This is a genomic window from Pseudomonas sp. 24 E 13 (assembly GCF_900004715.1).
Lineage (GTDB): Bacteria > Pseudomonadota > Gammaproteobacteria > Pseudomonadales > Pseudomonadaceae > Aquipseudomonas > Aquipseudomonas orientalis_A.
This window is the reverse complement of the sequence record NZ_CVTO01000076.1, coordinates 24,379-48,205: the sequence shown is the minus strand read 5'-3', so window position 1 is coordinate 48,205 and position 23,827 is coordinate 24,379. Positions and strand designations below refer to the sequence as shown.

General features: G+C 57.8%; 24 protein-coding genes and 1 pseudogene. 2 read left to right on the top strand and 23 right to left on the bottom strand.

Going from position 1 to position 23,827, the window contains the following annotated elements; translation table 11 throughout:
- Positions 1-149: 149 nt before the first annotated feature.
- The 20 genes and pseudogenes from BFP90_RS04250 to BFP90_RS04150 all read right to left on the bottom strand — a co-directional run bounded on the left by BFP90_RS04250 (position 150) and on the right by BFP90_RS04150 (position 16,164).
- Positions 150-881, bottom strand: a complete 732-nt coding sequence (locus tag BFP90_RS04250) for a hypothetical protein (protein ID WP_065896028.1) — start codon at positions 879-881, stop codon at positions 150-152.
- Positions 878-1,141: a hypothetical protein gene (locus BFP90_RS04245; protein ID WP_065896027.1), complete on the bottom strand. Its 264-nt coding sequence runs from the start codon at positions 1,139-1,141 to the stop codon at positions 878-880. Before BFP90_RS04245 ends, BFP90_RS04250 begins: the two co-directional genes overlap by 4 nt.
- Positions 1,138-1,404 (bottom strand): hypothetical protein, encoded by a 267-nt coding sequence (locus BFP90_RS27080; RefSeq protein WP_083203157.1) that lies wholly within the window; start codon positions 1,402-1,404, stop codon positions 1,138-1,140. Before BFP90_RS27080 ends, BFP90_RS04245 begins: the two co-directional genes overlap by 4 nt.
- A gap of 1,031 nt (positions 1,405-2,435) precedes the next feature.
- Positions 2,436-3,317 carry a GNAT family N-acetyltransferase gene (locus BFP90_RS04235; protein WP_141688918.1) on the bottom strand — a complete coding sequence of 294 codons (882 nt, stop codon included), beginning with the start codon at positions 3,315-3,317 and terminating at the stop codon, positions 2,436-2,438.
- 80 nt (positions 3,318-3,397) lie between these two features.
- Positions 3,398-4,195 (bottom strand): hypothetical protein, encoded by a 798-nt coding sequence (locus tag BFP90_RS04230; RefSeq protein WP_065896024.1) that lies wholly within the window; start codon positions 4,193-4,195, stop codon positions 3,398-3,400.
- A 36-nt stretch (positions 4,196-4,231) separates the two neighbouring features.
- A complete protein-coding gene (locus BFP90_RS04225; RefSeq protein WP_065896023.1) occupies positions 4,232-4,744 on the bottom strand; it encodes a toll/interleukin-1 receptor domain-containing protein in 513 nt (170 codons plus the stop codon).
- Positions 4,745-4,864: 120 nt separating this feature from the next.
- Complete coding sequence (locus BFP90_RS04220; protein WP_256097450.1) at positions 4,865-5,221, bottom strand: hypothetical protein; 357 nt, start codon at positions 5,219-5,221, stop codon at positions 4,865-4,867.
- A gap of 52 nt (positions 5,222-5,273) precedes the next feature.
- Complete coding sequence (locus tag BFP90_RS04215; protein WP_065896021.1) at positions 5,274-6,044, bottom strand: toll/interleukin-1 receptor domain-containing protein; 771 nt, start codon at positions 6,042-6,044, stop codon at positions 5,274-5,276.
- 2 nt (positions 6,045-6,046) lie between these two features.
- Positions 6,047-6,664 (bottom strand): SLOG domain-containing protein, encoded by a 618-nt coding sequence (locus tag BFP90_RS04210; protein ID WP_065896020.1) that lies wholly within the window; start codon positions 6,662-6,664, stop codon positions 6,047-6,049.
- A gap of 82 nt (positions 6,665-6,746) precedes the next feature.
- Positions 6,747-7,937: a toll/interleukin-1 receptor domain-containing protein gene (locus BFP90_RS04205; RefSeq protein ID WP_065896019.1), complete on the bottom strand. Its 1,191-nt coding sequence runs from the start codon at positions 7,935-7,937 to the stop codon at positions 6,747-6,749.
- Between the two features lie 562 nt (positions 7,938-8,499).
- A pseudogene (gene tmk / locus BFP90_RS04195) lies at positions 8,500-8,832 on the bottom strand (dTMP kinase); the annotation flags it as partial.
- Positions 8,833-8,851: 19 nt separating this feature from the next.
- Positions 8,852-9,973, bottom strand: a complete 1,122-nt coding sequence (gene mltG, locus BFP90_RS04190) for an endolytic transglycosylase MltG (protein WP_065896017.1) — start codon at positions 9,971-9,973, stop codon at positions 8,852-8,854.
- On the bottom strand, positions 9,974-10,789 hold the full coding sequence (pabC, locus tag BFP90_RS04185; protein ID WP_065896016.1) for an aminodeoxychorismate lyase: 816 nt from the start codon (positions 10,787-10,789) through the stop codon (positions 9,974-9,976).
- Positions 10,789-12,033 carry a beta-ketoacyl-ACP synthase II gene (gene fabF / locus BFP90_RS04180; RefSeq protein ID WP_065896015.1) on the bottom strand — a complete coding sequence of 415 codons (1,245 nt, stop codon included), beginning with the start codon at positions 12,031-12,033 and terminating at the stop codon, positions 10,789-10,791. The genes pabC and fabF overlap by 1 nt, the downstream gene beginning before the upstream one ends.
- A gap of 128 nt (positions 12,034-12,161) precedes the next feature.
- Positions 12,162-12,398, bottom strand: coding sequence for an acyl carrier protein (acpP, locus tag BFP90_RS04175; RefSeq protein WP_003175607.1), 237 nt, complete (start codon positions 12,396-12,398; stop codon positions 12,162-12,164).
- Positions 12,399-12,589: 191 nt separating this feature from the next.
- Positions 12,590-13,333, bottom strand: a complete 744-nt coding sequence (gene fabG, locus BFP90_RS04170) for a 3-oxoacyl-ACP reductase FabG (protein ID WP_057721118.1) — start codon at positions 13,331-13,333, stop codon at positions 12,590-12,592.
- A gap of 24 nt (positions 13,334-13,357) precedes the next feature.
- Entirely contained in the window at positions 13,358-14,296 is a 939-nt protein-coding gene (gene fabD, locus BFP90_RS04165; RefSeq protein WP_065892938.1) for an ACP S-malonyltransferase, read from the bottom strand.
- Positions 14,297-14,422: 126 nt separating this feature from the next.
- Entirely contained in the window at positions 14,423-15,433 is a 1,011-nt protein-coding gene (plsX, locus tag BFP90_RS04160) for a phosphate acyltransferase PlsX (protein WP_083203155.1), read from the bottom strand.
- Positions 15,434-15,437: 4 nt separating this feature from the next.
- Positions 15,438-15,620 carry a 50S ribosomal protein L32 gene (gene rpmF / locus BFP90_RS04155; protein WP_003179396.1) on the bottom strand — a complete coding sequence of 61 codons (183 nt, stop codon included), beginning with the start codon at positions 15,618-15,620 and terminating at the stop codon, positions 15,438-15,440.
- Between the two features lie 13 nt (positions 15,621-15,633).
- A complete protein-coding gene (locus BFP90_RS04150; protein WP_057721115.1) occupies positions 15,634-16,164 on the bottom strand; it encodes a YceD family protein in 531 nt (176 codons plus the stop codon).
- Positions 16,165-16,269: 105 nt separating this feature from the next.
- Between BFP90_RS04150 and BFP90_RS04145 the strand changes: the two genes are divergently transcribed.
- Complete coding sequence (locus tag BFP90_RS04145; RefSeq protein ID WP_065896013.1) at positions 16,270-16,848, top strand: Maf family protein; 579 nt, start codon at positions 16,270-16,272, stop codon at positions 16,846-16,848.
- Positions 16,849-17,209: 361 nt separating this feature from the next.
- Here the strand turns inward: BFP90_RS04145 and BFP90_RS04140 are convergent, their stop codons facing one another.
- The 3 genes from BFP90_RS04140 to rluC are packed head-to-tail and all read right to left on the bottom strand — an operon-like array spanning position 17,210 to position 19,823.
- Positions 17,210-18,193, bottom strand: coding sequence for a S49 family peptidase (locus BFP90_RS04140; RefSeq protein WP_065892941.1), 984 nt, complete (start codon positions 18,191-18,193; stop codon positions 17,210-17,212).
- A gap of 21 nt (positions 18,194-18,214) precedes the next feature.
- Positions 18,215-18,877, bottom strand: a complete 663-nt coding sequence (locus tag BFP90_RS04135; RefSeq protein ID WP_065892942.1) for an HAD-IA family hydrolase — start codon at positions 18,875-18,877, stop codon at positions 18,215-18,217.
- A complete protein-coding gene (gene rluC, locus BFP90_RS04130) occupies positions 18,864-19,823 on the bottom strand; it encodes a 23S rRNA pseudouridine(955/2504/2580) synthase RluC (protein ID WP_065884788.1) in 960 nt (319 codons plus the stop codon). The genes BFP90_RS04135 and rluC overlap by 14 nt, the downstream gene beginning before the upstream one ends.
- Positions 19,824-20,590: 767 nt before the next feature.
- Between rluC and rne the strand changes: the two genes are divergently transcribed.
- A complete protein-coding gene (rne, locus tag BFP90_RS04125; protein ID WP_065896012.1) occupies positions 20,591-23,755 on the top strand; it encodes a ribonuclease E in 3,165 nt (1,054 codons plus the stop codon).
- The last annotated feature ends 72 nt before the right edge of the window (positions 23,756-23,827 follow it).

Genomic DNA, 23,827 nt, shown 5'->3' with positions numbered 1-23,827 from the left:
TTTTCACCGCGATTATATTCGCCGCACACCAAAATTCCGTATGGAGCCCAGCAGCACCTACCGCGCTACACCATTCCAAAACCTTAACATAGTTTATTGGGCGCCAAGGCAGCTACTGAATTAAATTAACAATCATACCGCTGGGAGCTTTAAACCATGCGCACAGGATTCCAAAAATAAAACATAGCTAAGACAGCAAGCGCCCCTCCAGCCCTTATATATTTGCTGACTCTCACATCAATAAAACCAGGAATAACCGCCCCAACCCCTGCGCCTGCCAGCGCTAGAACAGTACTGAAAACCTTATATTGAAAGTCCGTAGGATCTGGCTTAACCAAAGCAATAATCAACAATGTAACAACAAAAGTCACACCAAATGCGAAAGAAAGAACCTTATCGGCTTTCATAAATTTTTTTGCCTTATTATCAAAACCATAAGTAGGTAGCTCGGCATCCTGAAAAATTCTGCGCAAACCTTCCTTTCTGTCAGGCAGGTAAGCCACAACCATCCGTTGCATGTTTGCAAATGCAGTTGAAGCGGGCTCTATGCTCGTGCCAACAGGCATCCTCAGCCTGTCAAACTCTAATCTTAACAATTCCCAGTGACCTGGCATTTGTTCAAGAATGGCGAAGCAATCTTCAGCGAACCCTTGAGTCCACTCCTCCCGTTCACGCGCACCGAGCAAATCACTACTGCCCACCAGGCCTTCAACAAAATTGAAAAGCCGCGTGCTTTTACTCTGATAATCAAGTAACGCTTGAAGCTCTCGCTTCTCATCAGTGTTCTGCAAGCTGACCAGAGACCTTAGAGCAACCTTCGCAGCGTCATTTAACTCTTCAACCTTCTGCGTTGCTCTATATATCTCTAATTCGTGGGTCATTTTTTTGAAGCCTTTGCGCTTGCGATCGCCATAGCAAGCAGAGTTTTATAATCAGAGTTATCTATACCCTCCATGCCATCGTAACGCAGGCTTGGAAACATTTCCGAAAAAACCTCGGAGACATCTTTAATGCTGCTGGCGTTAGCTTCAGCTAACTTTCTCGCCAGCTCCTCCAGTTGCGTATTTGTAGGACTCCAATTAAACGGCTTGAGTAAGGCGCTGATTGACCCGCGAAATTTGTGAAGCTCAGTTTCATTCATGTTCTATTCCTTGAGTTAGCTATGGCAATTCTCAAAAGAGTATTAAGGTCAGAATTATCAATACCTGAATACGAGCAGGTACCAGCACTATTACAGTGCTCTAGCACGGCATATTCCCAGTCAGAGTACATAGGTGTACCCCCTGCATTTTGAATACGCTGGATATCTCTTTTGATACGGGCAAGCTGGTTAAGAGTTGGCTCGTTCTTGGCCAGCCCAAACTTTATCTTCAACGAGTGCGCAAGCTTTTCATCTTCAGTCACAACAGCTTAGCCCGAGCAAAAGCTCTATCTTTACTCAGGAGCTGGCATTTTGCAATCAAATTAACTAACTTCTAGTCGGTGACTAGGTGCTACGTTACCGCCTGCACACTTAAGTGAGCAGGCACCGGATTTGGCACCAACGCGATGTTTGGCACTTCTGATAAACCAAAACGAAATCAGAATGTTACGTGAATTTCGAGTACCAAACACGAAGCTCAAGAAAATGGGAGATTTTCCTCATGCTTACGCACTTACCAGACTATTTGGCATCCAAAATTGTCTCCAGCCCGGATGTTTACTGGGGATGCCAATGACAGCGCTTCACAGTGCCAAATCCGCCGCCTCCTCACAGCACCCCACCACTAACGGGCAGTTACTATAGGCAAGCGGAGCACGCAGCCGTGAAGGATGGACGCCCTTAGGGCCAAGACGGGCCCTGCAGGGGCCAGGCTTGGTTCACGAGAGCCTGACCGCAGGGGCACGGTAAAGGCCTCATCAAGTAATTCCCAGATAAACAGCACAGGCCCTTGCACGCGATACAGCGCTATTTGCAGCCAGTAACGCCATGATCGTTTCGAAGCACCACCGCAGGAAACCACGAGGGTGGACAGAACTAGAACCCAGGAGTGTAATCGGCCTCAGGAGCGGGTCTCTGGAAATAACCCCTCCCCTTGCGCAACACCCGATCCGCTTCGGGAATATCAAGCTGGATGATCGGTGGGGCCACGCCCTTCGTGACACGCAACCGAGACTCATGGGGAGGTTGGAGGGTCTCCATAGATCTCAAAACGAGCTCAGTTTCAGGATCGTCGGGACTGGCTGCGAGCTCTCGTGCAAACTCGCGCATCTCCTCCTGCCCAGGGGTGCTTCCAATGTCAAACTCCCGTCCCAACACTCTCCTCGCAGCCTTGGCAAGAAGGAGCATGGTTTCTTCAGCGCTTTTCATCAAATCTTCTCCAATGTTGCTTTCAGCCTAGCATGTGCGGTAAGGCCGAGGTAAAGGGGTCAGGCTCGAATACCTCATCACGCGTCTAGTAGGCGACATAGCCCTTCCGTCGATACGGGTCATTGCGCTTGATGATCACCGCTGCACCTTCACGCTTGAGCAGCATGTACCCTTTCCTGTCTAGCCAGCGAAACGGAGTAATTGGCAGGGCTTTGAATCCGATCGATTCAAATCCCAATTTCTTGTAAAGCTGAACCAAATCTTTACCACCATTAGCCGCAGCATGGAGAAACAGCGACCCATCCAAACCTGCCCGATAAGAAGCGATAATGGCTGCGTCAAATAGTGCTTTTCCAACTCCTGCCAAGTTCAGGCTCCCAAAGTACTCATCGTAAAACTCAGTAGGGGCCCCCGAGATATACCAGGTGTACGTTTTCGTACCGAATGTATCTGCATTGCAAAGGTACTGCGGCACCAGAGTCATCATTCCGACCGGCACCTCCTCGCCCCGCTCGTTACGCGCAATCATCGTCAGGCCATAGGCCGGATGCGCACTTCTGATGCTGAAGTGCCCATAGTTATGCACGCTCAGCAACTGGAAGCTTCTATTCCAGTTCCAATTCAGATCAGCGCGGATGTCTTTATTTCCACCTTGCGAAGCAGTGCGATAATTTCCTTTGATGATCGGTTGAACGTAGTCATGCCACCAAGAAGCGTGATCGGCTGTCATGGGGACAAGCTCGACCTCGACCTGGCCCATGGATTTACCACCGGGCGAATAGGCTTCCACATAAGAGACGTAGGGTGGAACCCTAGCTGGATCCGGATACATAGCTTCGAGCTGTACATCCAATTCGTCGAGCGCAGAGAACGGAGGGACTTCGTTTGACGATGACAATGCTTTTATCCTATTCAACAGCCAAACGGCGATGGGGTGATTCTGGCGACCTAAAAATGGATGCGTCAAGGCGCGAAACGCTCTAAATCGGGCATTCCGGTTAACTGCCGAGCGACTCTCTGAGGAATGAGCATCATTTCATTTAGTGCTCAGCGGGATTTTCCCCACTGAGGATTGACAATCAACAGCTCAGAATCCAGGACTGTCCTAGAAATCAACGACAAGGTTTCGAGCGACGGGCGCGCCCGGATCACCCTGCTGAGCTCCTGGGTATCAATCTCCTTCAGCCGTGACTGGGTCTTAAGCCGACGTGCCTTTGCGACCTCCACCGCCTCAATAATTTCTTCACCCAACCTGACCACGCCCTCTTTATCCAATGGCTCCGATGCAGGCATATTGATCTTGCTAGTGAGGAAGCGGCTCAACTTGTCGAATTTTACTGGAACTGGATTGTCTGAGCAGCGATAAGCCACGCCACGTCGGTTGAATACGACATAGTGACTCTCTTCATCTGGAAGCTCTCCGATAGCCGCAGGACTAAATGCCATTGAATTATCGAGAATCACGTCACTGAGATAGTGGGCGTTTAGCTCCGCACACTCATGAAAAAGGGGGGCCGCGTAAGCAACAAATTTCCCTGTGCTTTCGAGTTCGAGCAGCAAATTATGTTGATCTGACCGCTGGAGAGAATGCAAATGCCAGCGATAGTACGGCCCCCCCATGAGGTCGTGTTCCTTGCAATTCGTCCGCACCATGTAGTGGCTCAACTTAAACTGCAAGAAAATCGGAATACCACCTACAATTTTAACATCGTACCCTCCCCCTGCCTGACCTTCAGCGTACAGCGTCGGAAATTGCGGTGCAGCGGCGATCGAGGTTCCCAGCAGGTTCACGACCTCGTTGGTCACTGCATAGCCATAGGAAAACTCGGAGATGTTAGGCGTCATAGATAGTCCTTATCTTACTCTTGTTATGCCACGGCTTTAGAGTGACCGCGCGACAACACCGCCGGTACTACTTCCCGGGTACCAGGCAGCCAGCCAACCCTGTTGAGATTCGTCGATGTGCCGGTAGATATCGACATACTCATTTCCGTACGTTTTCCCGTGTTCTTTGGTAGGGATCACGAAGATGCTGTCATAGCTCTTTACCCCATCAGCGTAACCAATTTCCCACGGACACCAGCGTGACGCCAAGGCATTGGGCGTTGCCAGAAATAAAAACAGGTCAGCCTCCAGAATCTTGCTTTTGATCATTCTGGCCGTGTTGCCGTTGGTGCGCTCTGGCATCTCGCTGTCCATCCAGTCAACGTAGAGATCAAGACCTTGATCTTTGAAGAACTTGAGAACCCCCTCAACCGCTACTCGATCTTTATGGCTATGGCACAAGAACGCTGTCTTGTAACCCCGCGCACGGGCATTCTGAGAGTTCGAGGCAGTGGTGTAGTAACGACTGCGCGAGCCCGCAGATCTTAAGGTGCCGAGGTCAAGGGGCATTGCTGGTTATCCTGTGGTGTTGCCGAAACGGGTCAGCGGTATTTACTCGTATTTAAGATAATGGCATTGCTAAGGTGTCGGGATGGCTAGGATGTCCCCATTGCTAAGCCATCCGGGTTGCTAAGCTGCCGGTGCTCCTACGATTCTCGTCGCAGCTATGATCGAAGCGGATACAGAGCCATGAAAAATGATCAGCGTCTTGGAGAAGACGGCCTTGAAAAAGTCCATGTTTCCATTTTTGACGTCAAGCGTCATGGCAAAGTCGACGTTATCCGGCTCCAGCAATCTGATCTTGTCGTAGAGACGCCGGTAGTTACGCTCCAAAGCCAGAAAATAGCCATCCAACCCCCACAACGCGATCGCTGGCACAAGTGCATATTGCGCGAAGCCCTTACTGTCCTGAGCGGCTGCCAGCGCGAATAACCCGGAGATCAGCAATACCGACCAGCCTTTTAGGAGGAAGGAATTCGTGGACAATCGGTTGACAATACCTTGGACGAACTCCAGGTGCTTAAGCTTCCTATCCAATTTAGTAGGCTCGATTTGGGTTGGCATGGAACTGACGAATTGCCGAATTAAAGCTTTTGGCATCATCAGAATTAGGGCGAGACTTCAGCCAATTCATGAATCTGGAAGACGAGACAGACTTCAGATGCTCAACAGGGGCAGTATGAAAAATTGGGACTGACGTGCTGAGCGACTCCATGGCCGCGTCAAGCAAAATGTCTTTATTCCGCAATCGCCATATCATATGACTAAACATCAGCTCCATATGAATCCAAGGCGAATGCGTCATGTTCTTCCCTTGAATAGAGTTCTTGGTGGAAACAGAGCGATCCGTATTTAGAAACAACAGCGTGGAGGACTGCATGATCATTTTCTGCAGCGCGCCCGCCAATATCATATGAACATGGGCAGCAGATCGGTTAGCCCGCTCGTAGTCAAAACTCCCGCCCGGCACCGTCCTAGAGTATTTCTCATTAATCACCCTAAGCAACTCATAAGAGGACCCCCAAACAACGGAATCTACAAAAGCATTCACGCCTTTTTGTCTCAGCTCATGGGCAAGCTGAATGGCCAAATCCTGATCATCGAAGGAATGTGAAATAAAAACATCACAGCTCACCTCTGGGAAGAGATGATTAGCAATTAATTGCGCATCAATACTATTACCGTCCTTCATGAGGTACGATTTCAAGCTAACAATTTTTCTTGAAGTTGCGCTCTTATGCGCATCAACAACCACTGATGAGACCGGCAGACTCACGCGATCCAAACTTAGATCAAAACCGAAATGCATTACTAAATTCCCTTTAAATCATCATTAATACGAAGCTTCGGAGCAGTCGGTTGACGTTCGTGCTTATGGCTGAGCCCAAGCCCAGATGAGAACAACCCTACATAATCAAGGAGTTCATCATCTTCGTTTTCGGCCAAACCCTTAATTTCCGCCGCCGCTCCCCCTGGACTTTTCAATGCAAGAACCGTAGCTAGCGGGCATTGCTGCTTGAAGAGTTCGTATTCCGTCACAATCCCCTCCTTGCCACCAATGAAAACCGCACCGTCGTAGTGATAGGTGCTGAACATCTGGTTTCTCATGATATCAAGGCTAGCTTGCAGATTTTCACCAACCGGGGTGGCAATGAAATTGGCAAACTGCAGGTTGTCTTCAGGGAAGCTCTTCGAGAAATGCTTACTTTGGAAAATTGTTACGGCATTCTGGTTCTCAATTCCCAGGTCTTCACACGCAGCCAAGATCAAGGGCGAAATGGACGGATGACCACCGAAAACCAGATGCTTACGACCCAGCACCGAAAACAGGAATGAGCGCAGGGCGGCCTGGATCAACACCGGATCGCACTTTTTATAGAATGGACTCTCGATGTCGGGAACGCTGGCGGATAGAAAAATGCTGCTCATTGTTTATTCCAGAATTGTGATTGGCAATGCATCATGGTGAGTTGTGGAGAAGATCTCCGGTCAACAGCTGTGAAGCAGTTGTTCAAATCACCGCACATGATTCAGGCCAATCAGTAAACTCCCATCCCGCATCGTCCGTAGATATCAAGCGAACCTGATGGGTAACACACGCCTGGAGCCAGTCCATGTGAGCACGCCATTTGCGCTCTTTAATGCCCACCTGATTGTAAACGACCGCTACGGGTGGATGGTGCAAATCAAGAGTTGCCTCGTGCAACGCATAGCTCGTCGGCACACCCATTTCGGGATACACGACAATCCGCTTCCCTCCGACAGAGACAATCAGGCTACGGCGCACAGAGTATCCTTGGATCTCCCCGCCGCACTCCGCAATTGAATTGCGCAGCTTACCCACCAACCGGGAGTAGCGCTGCGCGACGCTCTTGGTTCGCAGCATCTCGACCATATCGATGACGCTTTTCAGCTCGGCTTCCTGGAGCTGCTCCAGAGCATTCAAGGATTCCGGTGTTAGCGAGATCTCGCCGCAGGCGGTTTGCTTTGCCTTAGACTCCACACCTGGCCAACCTACCCGCAGCACACACAGACCCCGCAACGTGGCCCTCGCGAATTCCTGAATTGTCCAGCGGCTATCGAAGTAGTTCTTAGTATCCAGGTAGACGATCACATCCGAATCGCAAAGGCGCTGCCAGAGCACCTCTTGGAAGTGCTCACCCGGGAGGATGTCGTGGGTGTCGAGAAACACATCGTACTGACGGGCGGACAAGGCCGCGTAGAGCTGCAGGGCGGCATTTGTGGATTCGACGCGGCGGTAGCTGAGGAAGACCCGCCGCTGCTTCGGAACGAGCGAGGCAGCCTCCAGCAGAGCAACTGCGAGGCTTGCGGGGCCCGCTTTCATGTCGAGGCCGTTGAGACCGCCCAGCTTGCCCGGAAACTCCTGAGGCAGTCGAGTCTTGCAGGTCGCTACGGGAACCAGGGGTATGCGGCGCTTTATGAGCTGCTCTACCGAGGCTTCCTGGTCTGCACCAATCTCGAAACAGAGCGCTGCACAGCAACGGTCGATCGATGGACGGAAATCACTGAGGCGCCCCTCGAACAGGCTTACGTCCTTGCCAAGCGTCAGGCCCAGTTCTCTCAGGCGGGCCGATATTTGCTCCCTGAGAACTGCCGCGAACTCCTCGGGATGGTTACCCAGAAGTGCCAGGCAATAAAAAGGAACCTGGCCTATCGCTTGATCAACCACTTGGTCTTCCATGAGCTGCTTCCGTAACGTACAGGCATTTTGATGGCCATATGCTAACCAAAACGGCAGGGCTTGTGCTCGGAATCTTGCATCGGAAAAGTCGAGTTCTGGATTTCGTGCGTGGGTTGGTATGCCTGGAGCTGGAGCAGGCACTGGCAGTAAATTCGCAAAACCTTGAGCCTGGGCGGTGGGGGGCGGCTCAGCGGCGCCGTGCTGATGGCTTCTAAAGGCTGAAAGCTGGCAAGGGGTTGCGCGGGGGAGTGAGCGTCCTGAAAAGCGAGCTTGGACTGGAAGCTAGGATGAAAACGTAAACCCATGCAGCCCAGTATTCATAGGGTTTGAGAGATGCTAAGCCCATTCGCATACGGGGACTAGCGGGGAGAAACGGGTCTTCTGAGGGAAAGGGGGTTTACGTTTTTGAATCGAGGGAGGGCCCAGCATAGGGGGTTTACATTTTGTTAAGCGCTGATGCTATACTGAAATCCAGAGTACATGATCACCACCTCCTAAAGCCCCGTAACATGGGGCTTTCAACAAAAGATCAGAAGCTCAGGCTGAATCCGGAAGAAAATCCTGGCCGTTTACGTTCAGAGCCTAGGAAAAACAGGGAGTCGGTAAAACGGTCGCAGATCACCACGGCGCCGCGGGCCAGGGCCGGTCGGATCACCTCGGCCAGATGCTGGGCACGGGCGGCGAACACCAGCAGCAGCTCGGTGTCCGCATTCATCGGCTCGTCACCCGGCGCCAGCAAGACTTCACGGATGCGCTCGGCCAGCGGCGTACCGCCGGGCTCACGGGTCAATACCACTTCGACGCCCGCGGCGCGAAGGCGCTCGGCCAGGTAATCGCGGTTGGTGCTTTTGCCGGCGCCTTCCGGGCCTTCGAGGGTCATAAACAAGCCAGTCACAGGCAGTCCTTAGTCAGAGTCATTGCGGGCTTTGCGGGGCGCTGGTGTCCGGCGCGGGCTCTACCGGTACGTCAACGGGCGGCACCGTGTCTTCCAGCGGCTTGACCTGCGGTGCCGGGCTGGATCGGTAATCGGCGCGGCGCTTGAGTTGAAACTCGCGTACGGCGGCATTATGCGCATCCAGGTCATCCGAGAACACATGGCTGCCATCGCCACGGGCGACGAAATACAGGCTGCTGCCCGGCACCGGGTTCAGGGCGGCATGAATCGCCTCGCGGCCCACCATGGCGATGGGTGTCGGCGGCAGGCCGGCGATCATGTAGGTGTTGTAAGGGTTGGCCTCCTTGAGATGGGCGCGGGTCAATTTGCCGTTGTAGCGCTCACCCAGGCCATAGATCACCGTGGGGTCGGTCTGCAACATCATGCCCAGCTTCAGGCGACGCACGAACACACCGGCAATCTGCCCACGTTCTTCGGGCACACCGGTCTCCTTCTCCACCAGCGAGGCCATGATCAGCGCTTGATAAGGCTCGGTGTAAGGCGCATCAGCGGCGCGCCTGCTCCACTCCTGGGCGAGCACATCGTCCAGACGGTTGTAGGCTTTCTTCAGGAATTCGACATCGGTCATGCCCCGCACGAAACGGTAGGTGTCGGGAAAGAACCGCCCTTCAGGGAATACGCCGGGATGGCCGAGCTTGTCCATCACTTCGCTGTCACTGAGGCCGGTGAGGGTCTGCACGATCTTTTCGTGCTTGGCCAGGGCCGAGCGCACCTGGCGAAAGTTCCACCCCTCCACCAGGGTCAAGCTGTATTGCACCACTTCCCCACGCTGCCAAAGGCCGATCAGGCCTTCGGCGGTCAGGCCCGGGGTCATGCGGTATTCGCCGCTGTGCAGCGGCTGGTTCTCAAGGTTAAAGCGCCAGTAAAGACGCAGCCAGAAGGCACCGTCGAGCACGCCATCGGCTTCCAGACGATTGAAGGTGCCGGTGGGCGTGGCCCCTGCCGGTACATCGAGCAACTGCTCCTGGGTCAGGTGCAACGGCTGCTTCAAGGCAGCGTTGTATTTCCAGGCGCAAAAGCCCAACAGCAAAACCGCCGAGAACAGACCGATCAGCAGCAGTACAACCAGTTTTCGTATCACTCAAATATCCAATAGTGCGCGAACAATGCCCTGCAGTTTACGGGTGAGCGGCCCAACCGACCAGCTCATCCCAGCGCACTCGCGTACCGGCCAGATGCCATAAACGCTGTTGCACACGAAGACTTCGTCGGCCTGTTGCAACTGCTCCAGGCTGATGTCGGCCACGGCCACCGGGACGCCCAGGGCTTGCGCCTGGTCCAGGATCTCGGCGCGCATCACCCCGGCAACGCCGCAACGCGTCAGATCAGCGGTACGTAACACGCCGTTGCGCACCACAAACATGTTGCTGAACACGCCTTCGATAACCCGCCCGGACCTATCCAGCATCAAGCCTTCGGCATGCTCGGCATCCCGCCATTCGGCGCGGGCGATGACCTGCTCAAGGCGGTTCAGGTGTTTGAGCCCGGCCAGCAGCGGTTGTTCGGCCAAGCGGGTGGCGCACGCAAACAGACGGATGCCGTCGGTGCCATGGGCTTCGGGATAGATGGCGGGCGGACCGCCCTGCAAGATACGGCGTACCGCAGCATCGGGATCGATGCCGTAACCGCGCTGGCTGTCGCCACGGGTCAGGATCAACTTGAGCACGCCATCGCCCAGGGCTGCGGCATAGGCCAGCACTTCGCTGCGGACCAGGGCGTGATCCACCTCCAACGCGAGGCGCCTGCAGCCCTCATCGAGGCGCTGCAGGTGACGGTCGAGCAGCACCGGCTGCCCGGCCTTGACCGCGATGGTTTCAAACACACCATCGCCATACGCCAGGCCGCGATCTTTCAGGGGCACGCTGTCCGCTGGCTGACCGTCGACCCAGCTGTGCATCACTCGGCGAACCGGCGGAACACCAGCGAGCCGTTGGTGCCACCAAACCCGAACGAGTTGGAGATCACCACGTCGATCGGCATCGGTTGCGCTTCGTGAGGCACAAAGTTGAGGTCGCAGCCCTCGTCCGGCTCATCGAGGTTGATGGTCGGCGGAGCGACCTGGTCCTTGATGGCCATGACACTGAAGATCGCCTCGACAGCACCCGCCGCGCCCAACAGGTGGCCGGTCATGGATTTGGTGGAGCTGACCGCCAGCTTGTAGGCGTGTTCGCCGAACACCGACTTGATGGCTTCGGCTTCCGCCAGGTCGCCGGTCGGCGTCGACGTGCCATGGGCATTGATGTACTGCACATGGTCGGCATTGACCTTCGCATCGCGCAGGGCATTGGTGATGCAGCGCGCAGCACCGGCACCGTCGGACGGTGGCGAGGTCATGTGGTAGGCGTCGCCGCTCATGCCAAACCCGATCAGCTCGGCATAGATGGTGGCACCGCGCGCCTTGGCATGCTCCAACTCTTCCAGTACCAGGGCACCGGCACCGTCGGACAGCACGAAACCGTCACGGCCCTTGTCCCACGGACGGCTGGCACGGGTCGGCTCATCGTTGCGGGTCGACAGCGCACGGGACGCGCCGAAGCCGCCCATGCCCAGGCCGCAGGCAGCCATCTCGGCGCCACCGGCAATCATCACGTCAGCTTCATCGTAAGCGATATTACGTGCCGCCATGCCGATGCAGTGAGTACCCGTGGTGCACGCCGTTGCGATGGCGTAGTTAGGCCCCTGTGCCCCCAAATGGATGGACAGGAAACCGGAAATCATATTGATGATCGAGCCCGGCACGAAGAACGGTGAAATTCGACGGGGACCGGAATCGTGCAGCGTGCGGCTGGTTTCTTCGATATTGGTCAGACCCCCAATCCCCGAACCCATGGCCACGCCGATGCGCTCACGGTTGGCGTCGGTGACTTCCAGGCCGGCGTTACGCACTGCCTGAAAACCGGCTGCCAGGCCGTATTGAATGAACAGGTCGAGCTTGCGCGATTCCTTGAGCGAAAGGTATTGCTCGACATTGAAACCCTTTACCGAGCCGCCAAAACGGGTGGAATAGGCAGAAAGGTCCGTGTGTTCGATCAGACCGATACCACTGTGGCCAGCCAGAATGCCCTGCCAACTGCTTGGCACATCCGTGCCCAGTGGCGACAACATACCCATACCGGTGACTACGACGCGTCTACGCGACACAGCACTCTCCTTTTTCTAATGACGACACTTTGCTTCGCAGCGTACTTTTCGTCACCGCTGAAAGAAAAAACCGCACGCCGTTACAGCAGTGCGGTTTTTCCCTGACAGCAGGCGACGACTACAAACTATTACGCCTGGTGGCTAGTAACGTAGTCGATGGCAGCTTGAACAGTAGTGATTTTTTCAGCTTCTTCGTCCGGGATTTCGGTCTCGAATTCCTCTTCCAGAGCCATCACCAGCTCAACGGTGTCAAGGGAATCGGCACCCAGGTCTTCTACGAAGGAAGCAGTGTTGACCACTTCTTCTTCCTTAACGCCCAGTTGCTCGGCGACGATTTTCTTGACGCGCTCTTCGATGGTGCTCATACCTTGTTTAACTCCTAATGGACAAATTCAGGCAGCTGGCCAGTGGGTAAGTGTATAGAAAGCCATTTCGGTTTTTCAACCGAAAGCTTCACCCTGTACCCGCTCGACCACCTGCCTATAAATTAAGTTGCAGCTTTATAACGGATTTTAGACAGCTCGTATGACATATTTTTGAAGCGATCCGTCACAATTTAACTCATGTACATCCCGCCGTTCACCGGAATTGTAGCCCCGGTCACGTATGCCGCACCGTCGGATGCCAGGAAAGTGACCACATTCGCGATCTCTTGGGCCTGGCCCAGACGGCCCAGCGGAATCTGCGTCAGCAAGGCTTCACGCTGTGCTTCGGGCAGTTCGCGGGTCATATCGGTATCGATGAACCCTGGGGCCACCGAGTTTACCGTAATCGACCGCGAGCCGACTTCACGCGCCAGTGCACGGCTGAAACCTTCCAGACCGGCCTTGGCCGCAGCGTAGTTTACTTGGCCGGCGTTGCCCATGGCACCCACTACGGAGCCAATATTGATAATTCGGCCCCAGCGCGCCTTGGTCATGCCGCGCAAAACACCCTTGGACAGGCGGAACAGACTGTTCAGGTTGGTATCGACCACGTCGTACCATTCGTCGTCTTTCATGCGCATCATCAGGTTATCGCGGGTGATACCGGCATTGTTTACCAGAATCGCCGGCGCACCGAACTGCGCGGTGATCGCGGCCAGCACGGCCGCCACGGATTCGTCACTGGTCACATTCAGCTCGAGGCCGGTGCCCTGCACGCCGTTTTCCTTCAGGGTTGCGGCGATACGCTCGGCACCCGAGGCGGATGTGGCGGTGCCGATCACGACGGCGCCCTGACGACCCAGTTCCAGGGCAATGGCCTGGCCGATGCCACGGCTTGCGCCGGTAACCAGTGCAACTTTACCTTGCAGACTCATGCAGGCTTCTCCTAAGTTCGGGGATCAGGCCAGCGCCGCACGAGCGGCAGCGAAGGCATCCGGGGTATTGAGATTGGCAGTCGATACGCCGTCGGCGCAGCGCTTGTTCAGGCCGGCCAGGACTTTGCCCGGGCCGCACTCGACCAGTTCGGTGGCGCCCTTGGCGGCCAGGGTCTGCACCGATTCAACCCAGCGAACCGGCTTGTAGAGTTGCTCCAGCAGGTCGCGCTTGAGGGTCTCCAGGTCCGGGGCGATCGCCGCGCTGACGTTCTGCACCAGCGGGATCTGCGGCGCCTGCCAGTTGATGGCGGCGATGGACTCGGCAAAACGCTCGGCCGCCGGGCGCATCAGCTCGCAGTGTGACGGCACGCTGACCGGCAACGGCAGCGCACGCTTGGCACCACGGGCCTTGCAGCCTTCGATGGCGCGCTCGACCGCTGCCTTGGCACCCGCGATGACCACTTGGCCAGGGGAGTTGAAATTCACCGCGCTGACCACTTCGCCCTGCGCCGCTTCGGCGCAGGCTTCGATCACCACGGCATCGTCCAGGCCCAGGATCGCGGCCATGCCGCCCTGCCCGGCCGGAACGGCCTCCTGCATCAACTGGCCACGACGCTCGACCAGCTTGACCGCTTCACCGAGGGTCAGGCTGCCCGCCGCGACCAGGGCGCTGTATTCGCCCAGGCTGTGACCGGCGACGAATGCAGGGCGTGCGCCACCTTCGGCCAGCCACACGCGCCACAGGGCGATCGAAGCGGTCAGAATGGCCGGCTGGGTCTTGTCGGTTTGATTGAGTTGCTCTTCCGGCCCCTGCTGGGTCAGCGCCCACAGGTCATAACCCAGGGCGTCGGAAGCTTCCTTGAAAGTGTCCAGGACCAGCGGGTATTGCGCGCCCAGCTCGGCCAACATGCCGAGGGACTGCGAACCTTGCCCTGGAAAGACGAATGCGAGGGATGTAGACATGTAACAAGCCCCTAATGATCTGGTCGTCAAAAATGCGCACGCCGACGGTGGGAGCGCGCGAAACTGACAGATTGGATGGTCAATTGAACTGGCCGGTCACATTTAAGCACTCCCGGGCCGATTCGCCTAAGGCAACAAGCCCTCCAGACGCCCGCGCAAGCGTTGCGGCAGGTTGTCCTGAATCTCGATCACGGCCCGCGCAATCGCGCTCTGAAAGCCCTCGACACCTGCCGAGCCATGGCTTTTCACCACAACGCCCTGCAACCCCAGGAAACTCGCGCCATTATGCCGCGCCGGCGCCAGGTCGGCCTGCAGACGACGCATCAACGGCAGCGCCAGGGCGCCGACCATGCGCGCTGCCAGGTTCTGCTTGAACAAGGCTTCGATACGCGTGGCAATCATGGTTGCCAAGCCCTCACTGGACTTGAGCAGAATGTTGCCGACAAAGCCGTCACACACCACCACGTCGGCTTCGCCTCGGTACAAGCCGTCACCTTCGACAAAACCTACGTAGTTCAAACCCCGCGCGCCCTGCAGCAAGGTGGCGGCCAACTTGACCTGCTGGTTGCCCTTGATGTCCTCGGTGCCGATATTGAGCAGGGCCACCCTTGGCCGGACCACGCCCAGCGCTTCGGCGGCCACCGACCCCATCACGGCGAACTGCAACAGATGCTCGGCACTGCAATCGACATTCGCCCCCAGGTCCAGCAACTGGCAATAACCTTTCTGCGTCGGAATCGCCGCCACCATCGCCGGCCGATCAATGCCCGGCAGGGTCTTGAGCACATGCCGCGACAGGGCCATCAGCGCGCCAGTATTGCCGGCGCTGACACAGGCGTGCACCTTGCCGTCGCGCAGCAGCTCCAGGGCCACGCGCATGGACGAGTCGGGCTTGCCGCGCAGGGCCGCTGCCGGTTTTTCGTCCATGGTGATGGTTTCGCTGGCCGGCGTAACCGTCAGGCGCGCGCGATCCACCGCCGGATGGCTGGCAATCAGTTCTTCAATAAGGGTAGGTTGACCGACAAGGGTCAGGTGCAGCGAGGGCGTAGCAGACAGGCTGGCAATGCAGGCCTGAACAATGCTGCGGGGACCGAAGTCCCCGCCCATTGCGTCAATCGCGATGACTTGAGCAGACAAGTGATTACTCGTCAGCGCCCTTGTCGATCACTTTACGGCCACGGTATACGCCTTCTGGCGATACGTGGTGACGCAGGTGAACTTCACCGGTGGTCTTTTCCACGGACAGGGTGCTAGCCTCGAGAGCGTCGTGCGAACGGCGCATGTCACGGGCGGAGCGGGATTTTTTGTTCTGCTGAACAGCCATAATTGATTAACTCCTAAACGTTTGGGTCACGCTTTAACTGCGCCAATACACTGAACGGGTTGGACCGCGTTACCTCGTCCTCGCTCGGTTCGGGCTCGTCATCGAGGCCCGCCGGCTGCTGGCATTCTTCCGGATGATGAGCAGGCACAATGGGCAAGGCGAGCAAAAGCTCCTCCTCGATCAGTGCATGCAGATCCAAAGGATCTTCGCCCAGTTCCAGCACGTCATAACCTTTCGGCAACGACTGGGTATTCGCACCCTCCTTCACCACGGCATAACTGCATTCGCTGTGGATCGGCAGGGTGACCAGCTCAAGACAACGCTGGCAAACCATTTTGACTTCGGTGTCGATAAGGCTGTGAATTACCACAGATTTACGTTCATCTCGTTCAAAAACGAATTTGGCCTGGACCGCACCGACAGTGTCGGAAAGCGAGTCGCAGAGTCTCTCCAAATCGGCCAGCGGCAATTCACCTTGAAGGGAAGTGCCACGATCAGCCAATTTGCGCGGGTCAACGTGAGGTGGAATCGGGTCATTCAACATAGGCGCAGCATTATAGGGATGCACCCGGCCATGTCAAAGGAAATTCAGCCCTGTGCGTCAGCCGGTCACGCCGCTAGAATCTGCGGCTGTCTTGAGGAGACGTATATGCTGCCTTTATTACTCGCGTCCAGCTCGGTTTACCGCCGGGAATTGCTGAGCCGCCTGCACTTGCCGTTCACCTGCAGCTCGCCGGATATCGATGAAAGCCATCGCCCGGGTGAGTCAGCCCTCGAGCTGGTCAAGCGCCTGGCCGAACAGAAAGCGCGCGCCCTCGCCGCCAGCCATCCCGGGCATTTGATCATTGGCTCTGATCAGGTAGCGGCACTGGAAGGCCGGATCATCGGCAAGCCCCACACCTTTGAAAATGCCCGCGAGCAATTGTTGGCGGCCAGCGGCAAGCGTGTGAGCTTTCTTACAGGCCTGGCACTGCTCAACAGCGAGACGGGGCACTGCCAGGTCGACTGCGTACCGTTTACCGTGCAGATGCGTGAACTGGACGCGGAGCGCATCGAGCGCTACCTGCGGATCGAGCAACCCTATGACTGCGCGGGCAGCTTCAAGGCCGAAGGGCTGGGTGTGAGCCTGTTCCAGAGCACTGACGGCCCGGATGCCACCAGCCTTGTTGGCCTGCCACTGATTCGACTCGTGGACATGCTGGTGACCGAAGGCGTACAAATCCCTTAAATACACATCAACCCAATGTGGGAGGGGGCTTGCCCCCGATAGCGGTGGATCAGCCAGCTTATCTATTGCTGACACACCGTCATCGGGGGCAAGCCCCCTCCCACATTTTGATCGACTGCTGGCTTGAGATATCAGCGCAGGCTCGGGCCCTGGAAGCCTAGATACGATCAAACGGCGATTCCTCAACCGTGAAATCCACCGCTGCTGACCGAAGGCGTACAAATCCCTTAAATACACATCGACCCAATGTGGGAGGGGGCTTGCCCCCCGATAGCGGTGGATCAGCCAGCTTATCTATTGCTGACACACCGTCATCGGGGGCAAGCCCCCTCCCACATTTTGATCGACTGCTGGCTTGAGATCAGCGCAATGTCGGGCCCTGGAAGCCCATGTACAGGGCCAGCTTCTCGGCCACGCTGGCACCGAGCTTCTTGGAGAAGCGGTCAAACGGCGATTCCTCAACCGTGAAATCCACCAACTCCTTCTCGCCAACCACATCCCGCGCCACCGAACTGGCGCTGCCCAGGCCGTCGATCAAGCCCAGCGGCAGCGCCTGCTCGCCCGACCACACCAGCCCGGAGAACAGCTCCGGATGCTCCTTGTCCTTGAGCCGATCGCCACGCCCTTGCTTGACGCTGGCGATGAACTGGCGATGGGTAGTGTCGAGCACGCCCTGCCAGAACTGGGTCTCATCCGCCTTCTGCGGCTGGAATGGATCGAGAAACGCCTTGTGCTCGCCCGAGGTGTAGGTGCGACGCTCCACACCCAGCTTCTCCATGGTGCCGACAAACCCGTAACCGGCTGCCGTCACCCCGATGGACCCCACCAGGCTGGCCTTGTCAGCGTAAATCTGGTCGGCGGCACTGGCGATGTAATAAGCGCCCGAAGCCCCCAGGTCGGAGATCACCGCATACAGCTTGGTGTCCGGATGCAGCGCGCGCAGGCGACGAATCTCGTCATACACATAGCCCGACTGCACAGGACTGCCGCCGGGGCTATTGATACGCAGGATCACGCCCTTGACCTTGGGGTCTTCGAACGCCGCGCGCAGGCTGCTGACAATATTGTCGGCGCTGGCGGGCTCCTTGTCGGCGATCACCCCGCGCACTTCGATCAAGGCGGTGTACTGACTGCCACGGGTGGCGCTCTTTTCCATGTCCATCAACGGACTGAACAGCGCCAGTATGAGCAACAGGTAAGTGAAGGTCAGCAGCTTGAAGAAAATCCCCCAGCGGCGCGCGCGGCGTTGCTCCTGCACGCTGGCCAGGAGGGTTTTCTCCAGCAGCTTCCAGCTTTTGTCATCAGCGTTTTGCGCTTTTTCCGGCGCTTTCCACTCGTCACTCATGCCATCAACCCCAGCAAAGACTTATCGAGCCCGGCTGAGCCAGGCCTGCAATTGAGAAAAATGATCGATCGTGACCCTGGGCTCGTATGGCTGCAGGGCCTCCGCAGACTGGGCGCCGTAGCTGACCGCCACGCTGTCCATGCCAGCATTGCGAGCCATCATCAGGTCGAAGGAGGCATCACCCACCATCAACGCCTCGCGCGGCGATACACGGCAATGCGCCATGATCTGCTCCAGCATCAGAGGGTGAGGTTTACTGGCAGTTTCATCCGCCGCACGGGTGATATCGAAATAGTCTTCCCAGCCGTGCGCCTTGAGCACCCGATCCAGCCCGCGACGCGCCTTGCCCGTGGCGACGGCCAGGTGATAACCCTCGGCACGAAACGCTTGCAGCGATTGCACCACACCCTCAAACAGCGGCGAAGGCTCAGCCTCCAGCGCAATGTAGTGATCGGCGTAGTGCTCGCGGAAAGCGACCAGCTCAGTGTCGGATATGTGCGGATACAGCGTACGAATCGCCTCAGGCAAGCCCAGGCCGATAATGCCCTTGACTGCCAGGTCGCTGCACAACTCAAAGCCCGAGCGGGTCGACGCCATGTGCATCGACTCGACGATGCGGCCAATGGAATTGGCCAGGGTGCCGTCCCAGTCGAAAATCAGCAGCTTGTAATCACGGTGCGACACTCAGGCGCTCCACAGTCTTGGCCCACATGTCATCGACCGGCGCCTGCAACTTCAGCTCGCCACCGTCGGGCAGCGGCACGGTCAGCATGTAGGCATGCAGGAACAGGCGCTTGCCGCCCAGATCGCGGATCTCCCTGGAGAAATCCTCGTCGCCGTATTTGGTGTCGCCGGCAATGCAGTGACCGGCATGCAGGGTGTGCACGCGAATCTGGTGGGTTCGCCCGGTCACCGGCTTGGCCTCAACCAGGGTGGCGAAGTCGCCGAAGCGGCGCAGCACCTTGAACAGGGTCAGGGCCTCTTTGCCCTCCTCGTCCACTTCCACCATGCGCTCACCGGAACGCAGGTTGCTCTTCTGCAATGGCGCCCGCACGCTCTTGATCGAACTGGCCCAGTTGCCGCGCACCAGCGCCATGTAGCGCTTGTCCACACCGTCGCCGCGCAGGGCGGTGTGCAGGTGGCGCAACATGCTGCGTTTCTTGGCGATCATCAACAGGCCGGAGGTGTCGCGGTCCAGGCGATGGACCAGCTCCAGCTCCTTGGCATCCGGGCGCAACTGCCGAAAGGCCTCGATCACGCCGAACGTCAGGCCGCTGCCGCCGTGAACGGCAATGCCGCAGGGTTTGTTGATCACGATGAGTTTGTTATCTTCGAACACGATCGACGCTTCGAGGCGCTGCAGCAGGCCCTGGGCCAGTGGCACGGGCTCGTCGCGCTCAGGCACGCGAACCGGCGGCACACGGACGATATCGCCCGCCTGCAGCTTGTACTCGGGCTTGATCCGACCCTTGTTCACCCGCACTTCGCCTTTACGCAAGATGCGGTAGATCAAGGTCTTGGGCACGCCTTTGAGCCTGGCCAGGAGAAAATTATCGATGCGTTGGCCGGCATATTCCGGCGAGACCTCGAGCAGCTGGACGCTGGGGGTCTGGGGGGCGGTAGTCGTCATGCCGGCGATGATAACAATTTTTTATGGAATTGAAGCACTTAATCATTGCTGCTATAGTCGCGAACGCCGCCAAAAGCGGCCTGGACAGAGGACTTGCGGCAAACTGCCGGCCCTGACCATCGCAATTCATCAGGACGCGAGGCCGTCCTACGGGGCGTTCGCCACCCTGGAAGGCTTGAGATTGTAACAAGCGCAGGTGACATGAGGCCTGAAGCGAGTGCGGTACGCAGAGTGAATACTCGCGTCCTGCGCCGATATTTACGGCCAGTTCACAAAGTGCAGTCAGTCCCGAGCCAGACCATGGCGAATGCTTCGGAAACAACGCCTGTTAAGAGCTGAGTGAGAGCGCAATCGCCCACACCTAGTCTTGTTTAGCCATGAGCGTGGACTCCCCTTTGGAGAACACGGTAAATGCCAACCCGCTGCGGATTCTGCGCGCGGCAGCACCCGAATTATCAGGGATACGTGTAGGGTGGAGATGCACAACCGTCGGACCGTGTAGCACTAGGCTTATATTTAGACGCTTCATCTCGTCCACAGTCGCCGGTTGATTCCTCCTCCTGACCTTAGCTTTTGTTGAAGTGGTGCCTTTGTCACCACCGCTAACAAGCAGGACGCGTCCGTCGCGATACCCGCCCAATTGGCAGGTTTTGCTGGACACTGGAGTGGCCAACCACTCTTGACGCACCTGACACCGACCGTGAGAAGTCGTGTGTGCCGAACGCCGTTTCCGGCAGCCCGGAAACCGACGGTACAACATGAAAAGAATGCTGATTAACGCAACTCAACCCGAAGAGTTGCGTGTTGCACTGGTAGATGGCCAACGCCTCTACGACCTGGACATCGAGTCCGGTGCACGCGAGCAAAAGAAGGCCAACATCTATAAAGGCCGTATTACTCGCATCGAACCAAGCCTTGAGGCTGCCTTTGTCGATTTCGGCTCCGAGCGCCACGGCTTCCTGCCCCTCAAGGAAATCTCCCGCGAATACTTCAAGAAAGCCCCCGAAGGCCGCGTGAACATCAAGGACGTCCTGAGCGAAGGCCAGGAAGTCATTGTCCAGGTCGAAAAAGAAGAACGTGGCAACAAGGGCGCCGCCCTGACCACCTTCATCAGCCTGGCCGGCCGTTACCTGGTGCTGATGCCGAACAACCCGCGTGCCGGCGGCATCTCCCGTCGCATCGAAGGCGAAGAGCGCAACGAACTGCGTGAAGCGCTGAACGGCCTGATCGCACCGGCCGACATGGGCCTGATCGTGCGCACTGCAGGCCTGGGCCGCAGCAGCGAAGAAATGCAGTGGGACCTCGACTACCTGCTGCAACTGTGGACCGCCATCAAAGAAGCTTCGCTGGATCGTTCCGCGCCGTTCCTGATCTACCAGGAAAGCAACGTGATCATCCGCGCCATCCGCGATTACCTGCGCCAGGACATCGGCGAAGTGCTGATCGACAGCGTTGAAGCCCAGGACGAAGCCCTGACCTTCATCCGCCAGGTCATGCCGCAGTACGCCAGCAAGATCAAGCTCTACGAAGACAGCGTGCCGCTGTTCAACCGTTTCCAGATCGAAAGCCAGATCGAGACCGCCTTCCAGCGCGTGGTCGAACTGCCTTCCGGCGGCTCCATCGTAATCGACCCGACCGAAGCCCTGGTGTCCATCGACATCAACTCGGCGCGCGCCACGAAGGGTAGCGACATCGAAGAAACCGCCCTGCAGACCAACCTGGAAGCGGCTGAAGAAATCGCCCGCCAGCTGCGCCTGCGTGACATCGGCGGCCTGATCGTGATCGACTTCATCGACATGACCCCGGCCAAGAACCAGCGCGCCGTGGAAGAGAAAGTCCGCGAATGCCTGGAAGCGGACCGCGCCCGCGTACAAGTGGGCCGTATCTCGCGCTTCGGCCTGTTGGAAATGTCCCGTCAGCGCCTGCGTCCATCCCTGGGCGAGAGCAGCGGCATCGTCTGCCCGCGTTGCAACGGCACCGGCATCATCCGTGACGTTGAATCGCTGTCCCTGGCGATCCTGCGTCTGATCGAAGAAGAAGCCCTGAAAGACCGCACTGCCGAAGTTCGCGCACAAGTGCCGATTCCGGTCGCCGCGTTCCTGCTCAACGAAAAACGCAACTCGATCACCAAGATCGAACTGCGCACCCGTGCCCGTATCGTTATCCTGCCGAACGATCACCTCGAGACGCCGCACTTCGAAGTCCAGCGTCTGCGCGATGATAGCCCGGAAGCCCACAGCGGCCAGTCCAGCTACGAAATCGCCGCCGCTGCCGCCGAAGTGGAAGAAGTCCAGCCGGCCGCTGCGACCCGCACCCTGGTCCGCCAGGAAGCCGCCGTGAAAACCGCCCCGGCCCGCGCCAATGCACCGGTACCGGCCGAAGCGGCTGCCCCGGTGGCCGCACCGGCCGCCCTGCCTGAGCCAAGCCTGTTCAAAGGGCTGGTGAAGTCGCTGGTCAGCCTGTTCGCCACCAAGGAAGAACCGGCTGCCCCGGTTGTGGTTGAAAAAACCGCCACCGAACGCCCGGCACGTAACGAAGAGCGTCGCAACGGTCGTCAGCAGAGCCGCAACCGCAACGGTCGTCGTGACGAAGAGCGCAAGCCGCGCGAAGAACGTGCCCCGCGTGAAGAGCGTGCGCCCCGTGAAGAGCGTGCACCTCGCGAAGCCCGCGAAGAAACCCCGGCCGTAGCCCGTGAAGAACGCGCCCCACGCGAAGAACGTGCGCGTACGCCACGCGCCCCGCGTGAAGATCGCAAGCCGCGTGGCGAGCGTGAAGAGCGTGTACGTGAACTGCGCGAGCCTCTGGATGCGACTCCTGCCGTCGCCGCAGCCGCTGCTACTGCTACTGCCACCGAAGAACGCCCGGCTCGCCAGCCGCGTGAAGAGCGCGCGCCACGTGAGGAACGCCAACCACGCGCCCCGCGTGAAGAGCGTCAACCACGCGCCGAACAGGCCGCTGCCGCCAGTGAAGAAGAAGTGCTGACCGGCGAAGAGCAACTGCAGGAAGAAGGCCAGGACAACGCCGAAGGCGATCGCCCACGCCGTCGCTCCCGTGGTCAGCGTCGTCGCAGCAACCGTCGTGAGCGTCAGCGTGATGCCAACGGCAACGTGATCGAAGGCTCGGAAGAAGCCGGCGAGAACGCCGAAGCGGCCAACACCGAACCTACCGGTGCCGACCTGGCTGCCGGCCTGGCCGTGACCGCCGCCGTGGCGAGCTCGACCATCAGCGCACCTGCTGAAGCCCAGGCCCATGAGCAGGCTGAACGCGCTACTGCGGCTGTCGAAGAGACCGCTGCGGTAGAAGCGCCCGTTGCCGAGACCCCAGTGGTTGAAGCACCGGTGGTGGAAGCGACTACCCCAATCGAAACCCCAGTGGTTCCGGAAGTGGAAGTGGCACCGGTTCGCGACGCTCAACCCGTGACCGAAGTGGTTGCCGTTGAAGTCGCCCCGGTCGTCGAGCCTGAGCCCGTGGTTGAAGCTGATGTTGAAGCCGTCGTTGAAGCACCGGCTGTCGAAGAAGCTGCCCCGGCCGTGCGTGAAGTTCGCGAAGAACAGACCGCCTTCCAATGGACTGCCGAACCTGCCGCTGCGGTTGAAGCGCCCGCTCCTGCCCCCGTGGTAGAAGAGGCTCCGGCTCCGGTTGCTGATGTCGTAGTGGCCGAGCCGACCCCGGAGGTCGAACCGGCCCCCGTGGTTGAGCCCGCCCCGGTCGTTGAGCCTGCAGCCGTGGCTGAAGCGCCGGTAGTGGCCGAAGTCGCTGCTCCGGTGGTTGAAGCTGCACCGGCAAGCGCCCTGACTGAAAACGGCCGTGCGCCGAACGACCCACGTGAAGTGCGTCGTCGCCGCAAGGAAGCCGAGGCTGCCGCCGCTGCTGCTGCTTCGGTAGAGCACAAGGCCCAGGAAGAAGAGCACGAGCCTAAACCTCTCGTCTGATTCCATCGGCCATTAAAAAGCCCCGCCTGAGCAATCAGGCGGGGCTTTTTATTGCACGAATATGGGAGGGAG

What these genes read in the sequence shown, in the direction of transcription:
- BFP90_RS04250 (WP_065896028.1), bottom strand. Translation starts at nt 881, where the DNA reads ATGACCCACGAATTAGAGATATATAGAGCAACGCAGAAGGTTGAAGAG.
- BFP90_RS04245 (WP_065896027.1), bottom strand. Translation starts at nt 1,141, where the DNA reads ATGAATGAAACTGAGCTTCACAAATTTCGCGGGTCAATCAGCGCCTTA.
- BFP90_RS04230 (WP_065896024.1), bottom strand. Translation starts at nt 4,195, where the DNA reads ATGACGCCTAACATCTCCGAGTTTTCCTATGGCTATGCAGTGACCAAC.
- BFP90_RS04225 (WP_065896023.1), bottom strand. Translation starts at nt 4,744, where the DNA reads ATGCCCCTTGACCTCGGCACCTTAAGATCTGCGGGCTCGCGCAGTCGT.
- BFP90_RS04215 (WP_065896021.1), bottom strand. Translation starts at nt 6,044, where the DNA reads ATGCATTTCGGTTTTGATCTAAGTTTGGATCGCGTGAGTCTGCCGGTC.
- BFP90_RS04210 (WP_065896020.1), bottom strand. Translation starts at nt 6,664, where the DNA reads ATGAGCAGCATTTTTCTATCCGCCAGCGTTCCCGACATCGAGAGTCCA.
- BFP90_RS04205 (WP_065896019.1), bottom strand. Translation starts at nt 7,937, where the DNA reads ATGGAAGACCAAGTGGTTGATCAAGCGATAGGCCAGGTTCCTTTTTAT.
- pabC (WP_065896016.1), bottom strand. Translation starts at nt 10,789, where the DNA reads ATGCACAGCTGGGTCGACGGTCAGCCAGCGGACAGCGTGCCCCTGAAA.
- acpP (WP_003175607.1), bottom strand. Translation starts at nt 12,398, where the DNA reads ATGAGCACCATCGAAGAGCGCGTCAAGAAAATCGTCGCCGAGCAACTG.
- fabG (WP_057721118.1), bottom strand. Translation starts at nt 13,333, where the DNA reads ATGAGTCTGCAAGGTAAAGTTGCACTGGTTACCGGCGCAAGCCGTGGC.
- fabD (WP_065892938.1), bottom strand. Translation starts at nt 14,296, where the DNA reads ATGTCTACATCCCTCGCATTCGTCTTTCCAGGGCAAGGTTCGCAGTCC.
- rpmF (WP_003179396.1), bottom strand. Translation starts at nt 15,620, where the DNA reads ATGGCTGTTCAGCAGAACAAAAAATCCCGCTCCGCCCGTGACATGCGC.
- BFP90_RS04150 (WP_057721115.1), bottom strand. Translation starts at nt 16,164, where the DNA reads ATGTTGAATGACCCGATTCCACCTCACGTTGACCCGCGCAAATTGGCT.
- BFP90_RS04145 (WP_065896013.1), top strand. Translation starts at nt 16,270, where the DNA reads ATGCTGCCTTTATTACTCGCGTCCAGCTCGGTTTACCGCCGGGAATTG.
- BFP90_RS04140 (WP_065892941.1), bottom strand. Translation starts at nt 18,193, where the DNA reads ATGAGTGACGAGTGGAAAGCGCCGGAAAAAGCGCAAAACGCTGATGAC.
- rluC (WP_065884788.1), bottom strand. Translation starts at nt 19,823, where the DNA reads ATGACGACTACCGCCCCCCAGACCCCCAGCGTCCAGCTGCTCGAGGTC.
- rne (WP_065896012.1), top strand. Translation starts at nt 20,591, where the DNA reads ATGCTGATTAACGCAACTCAACCCGAAGAGTTGCGTGTTGCACTGGTA.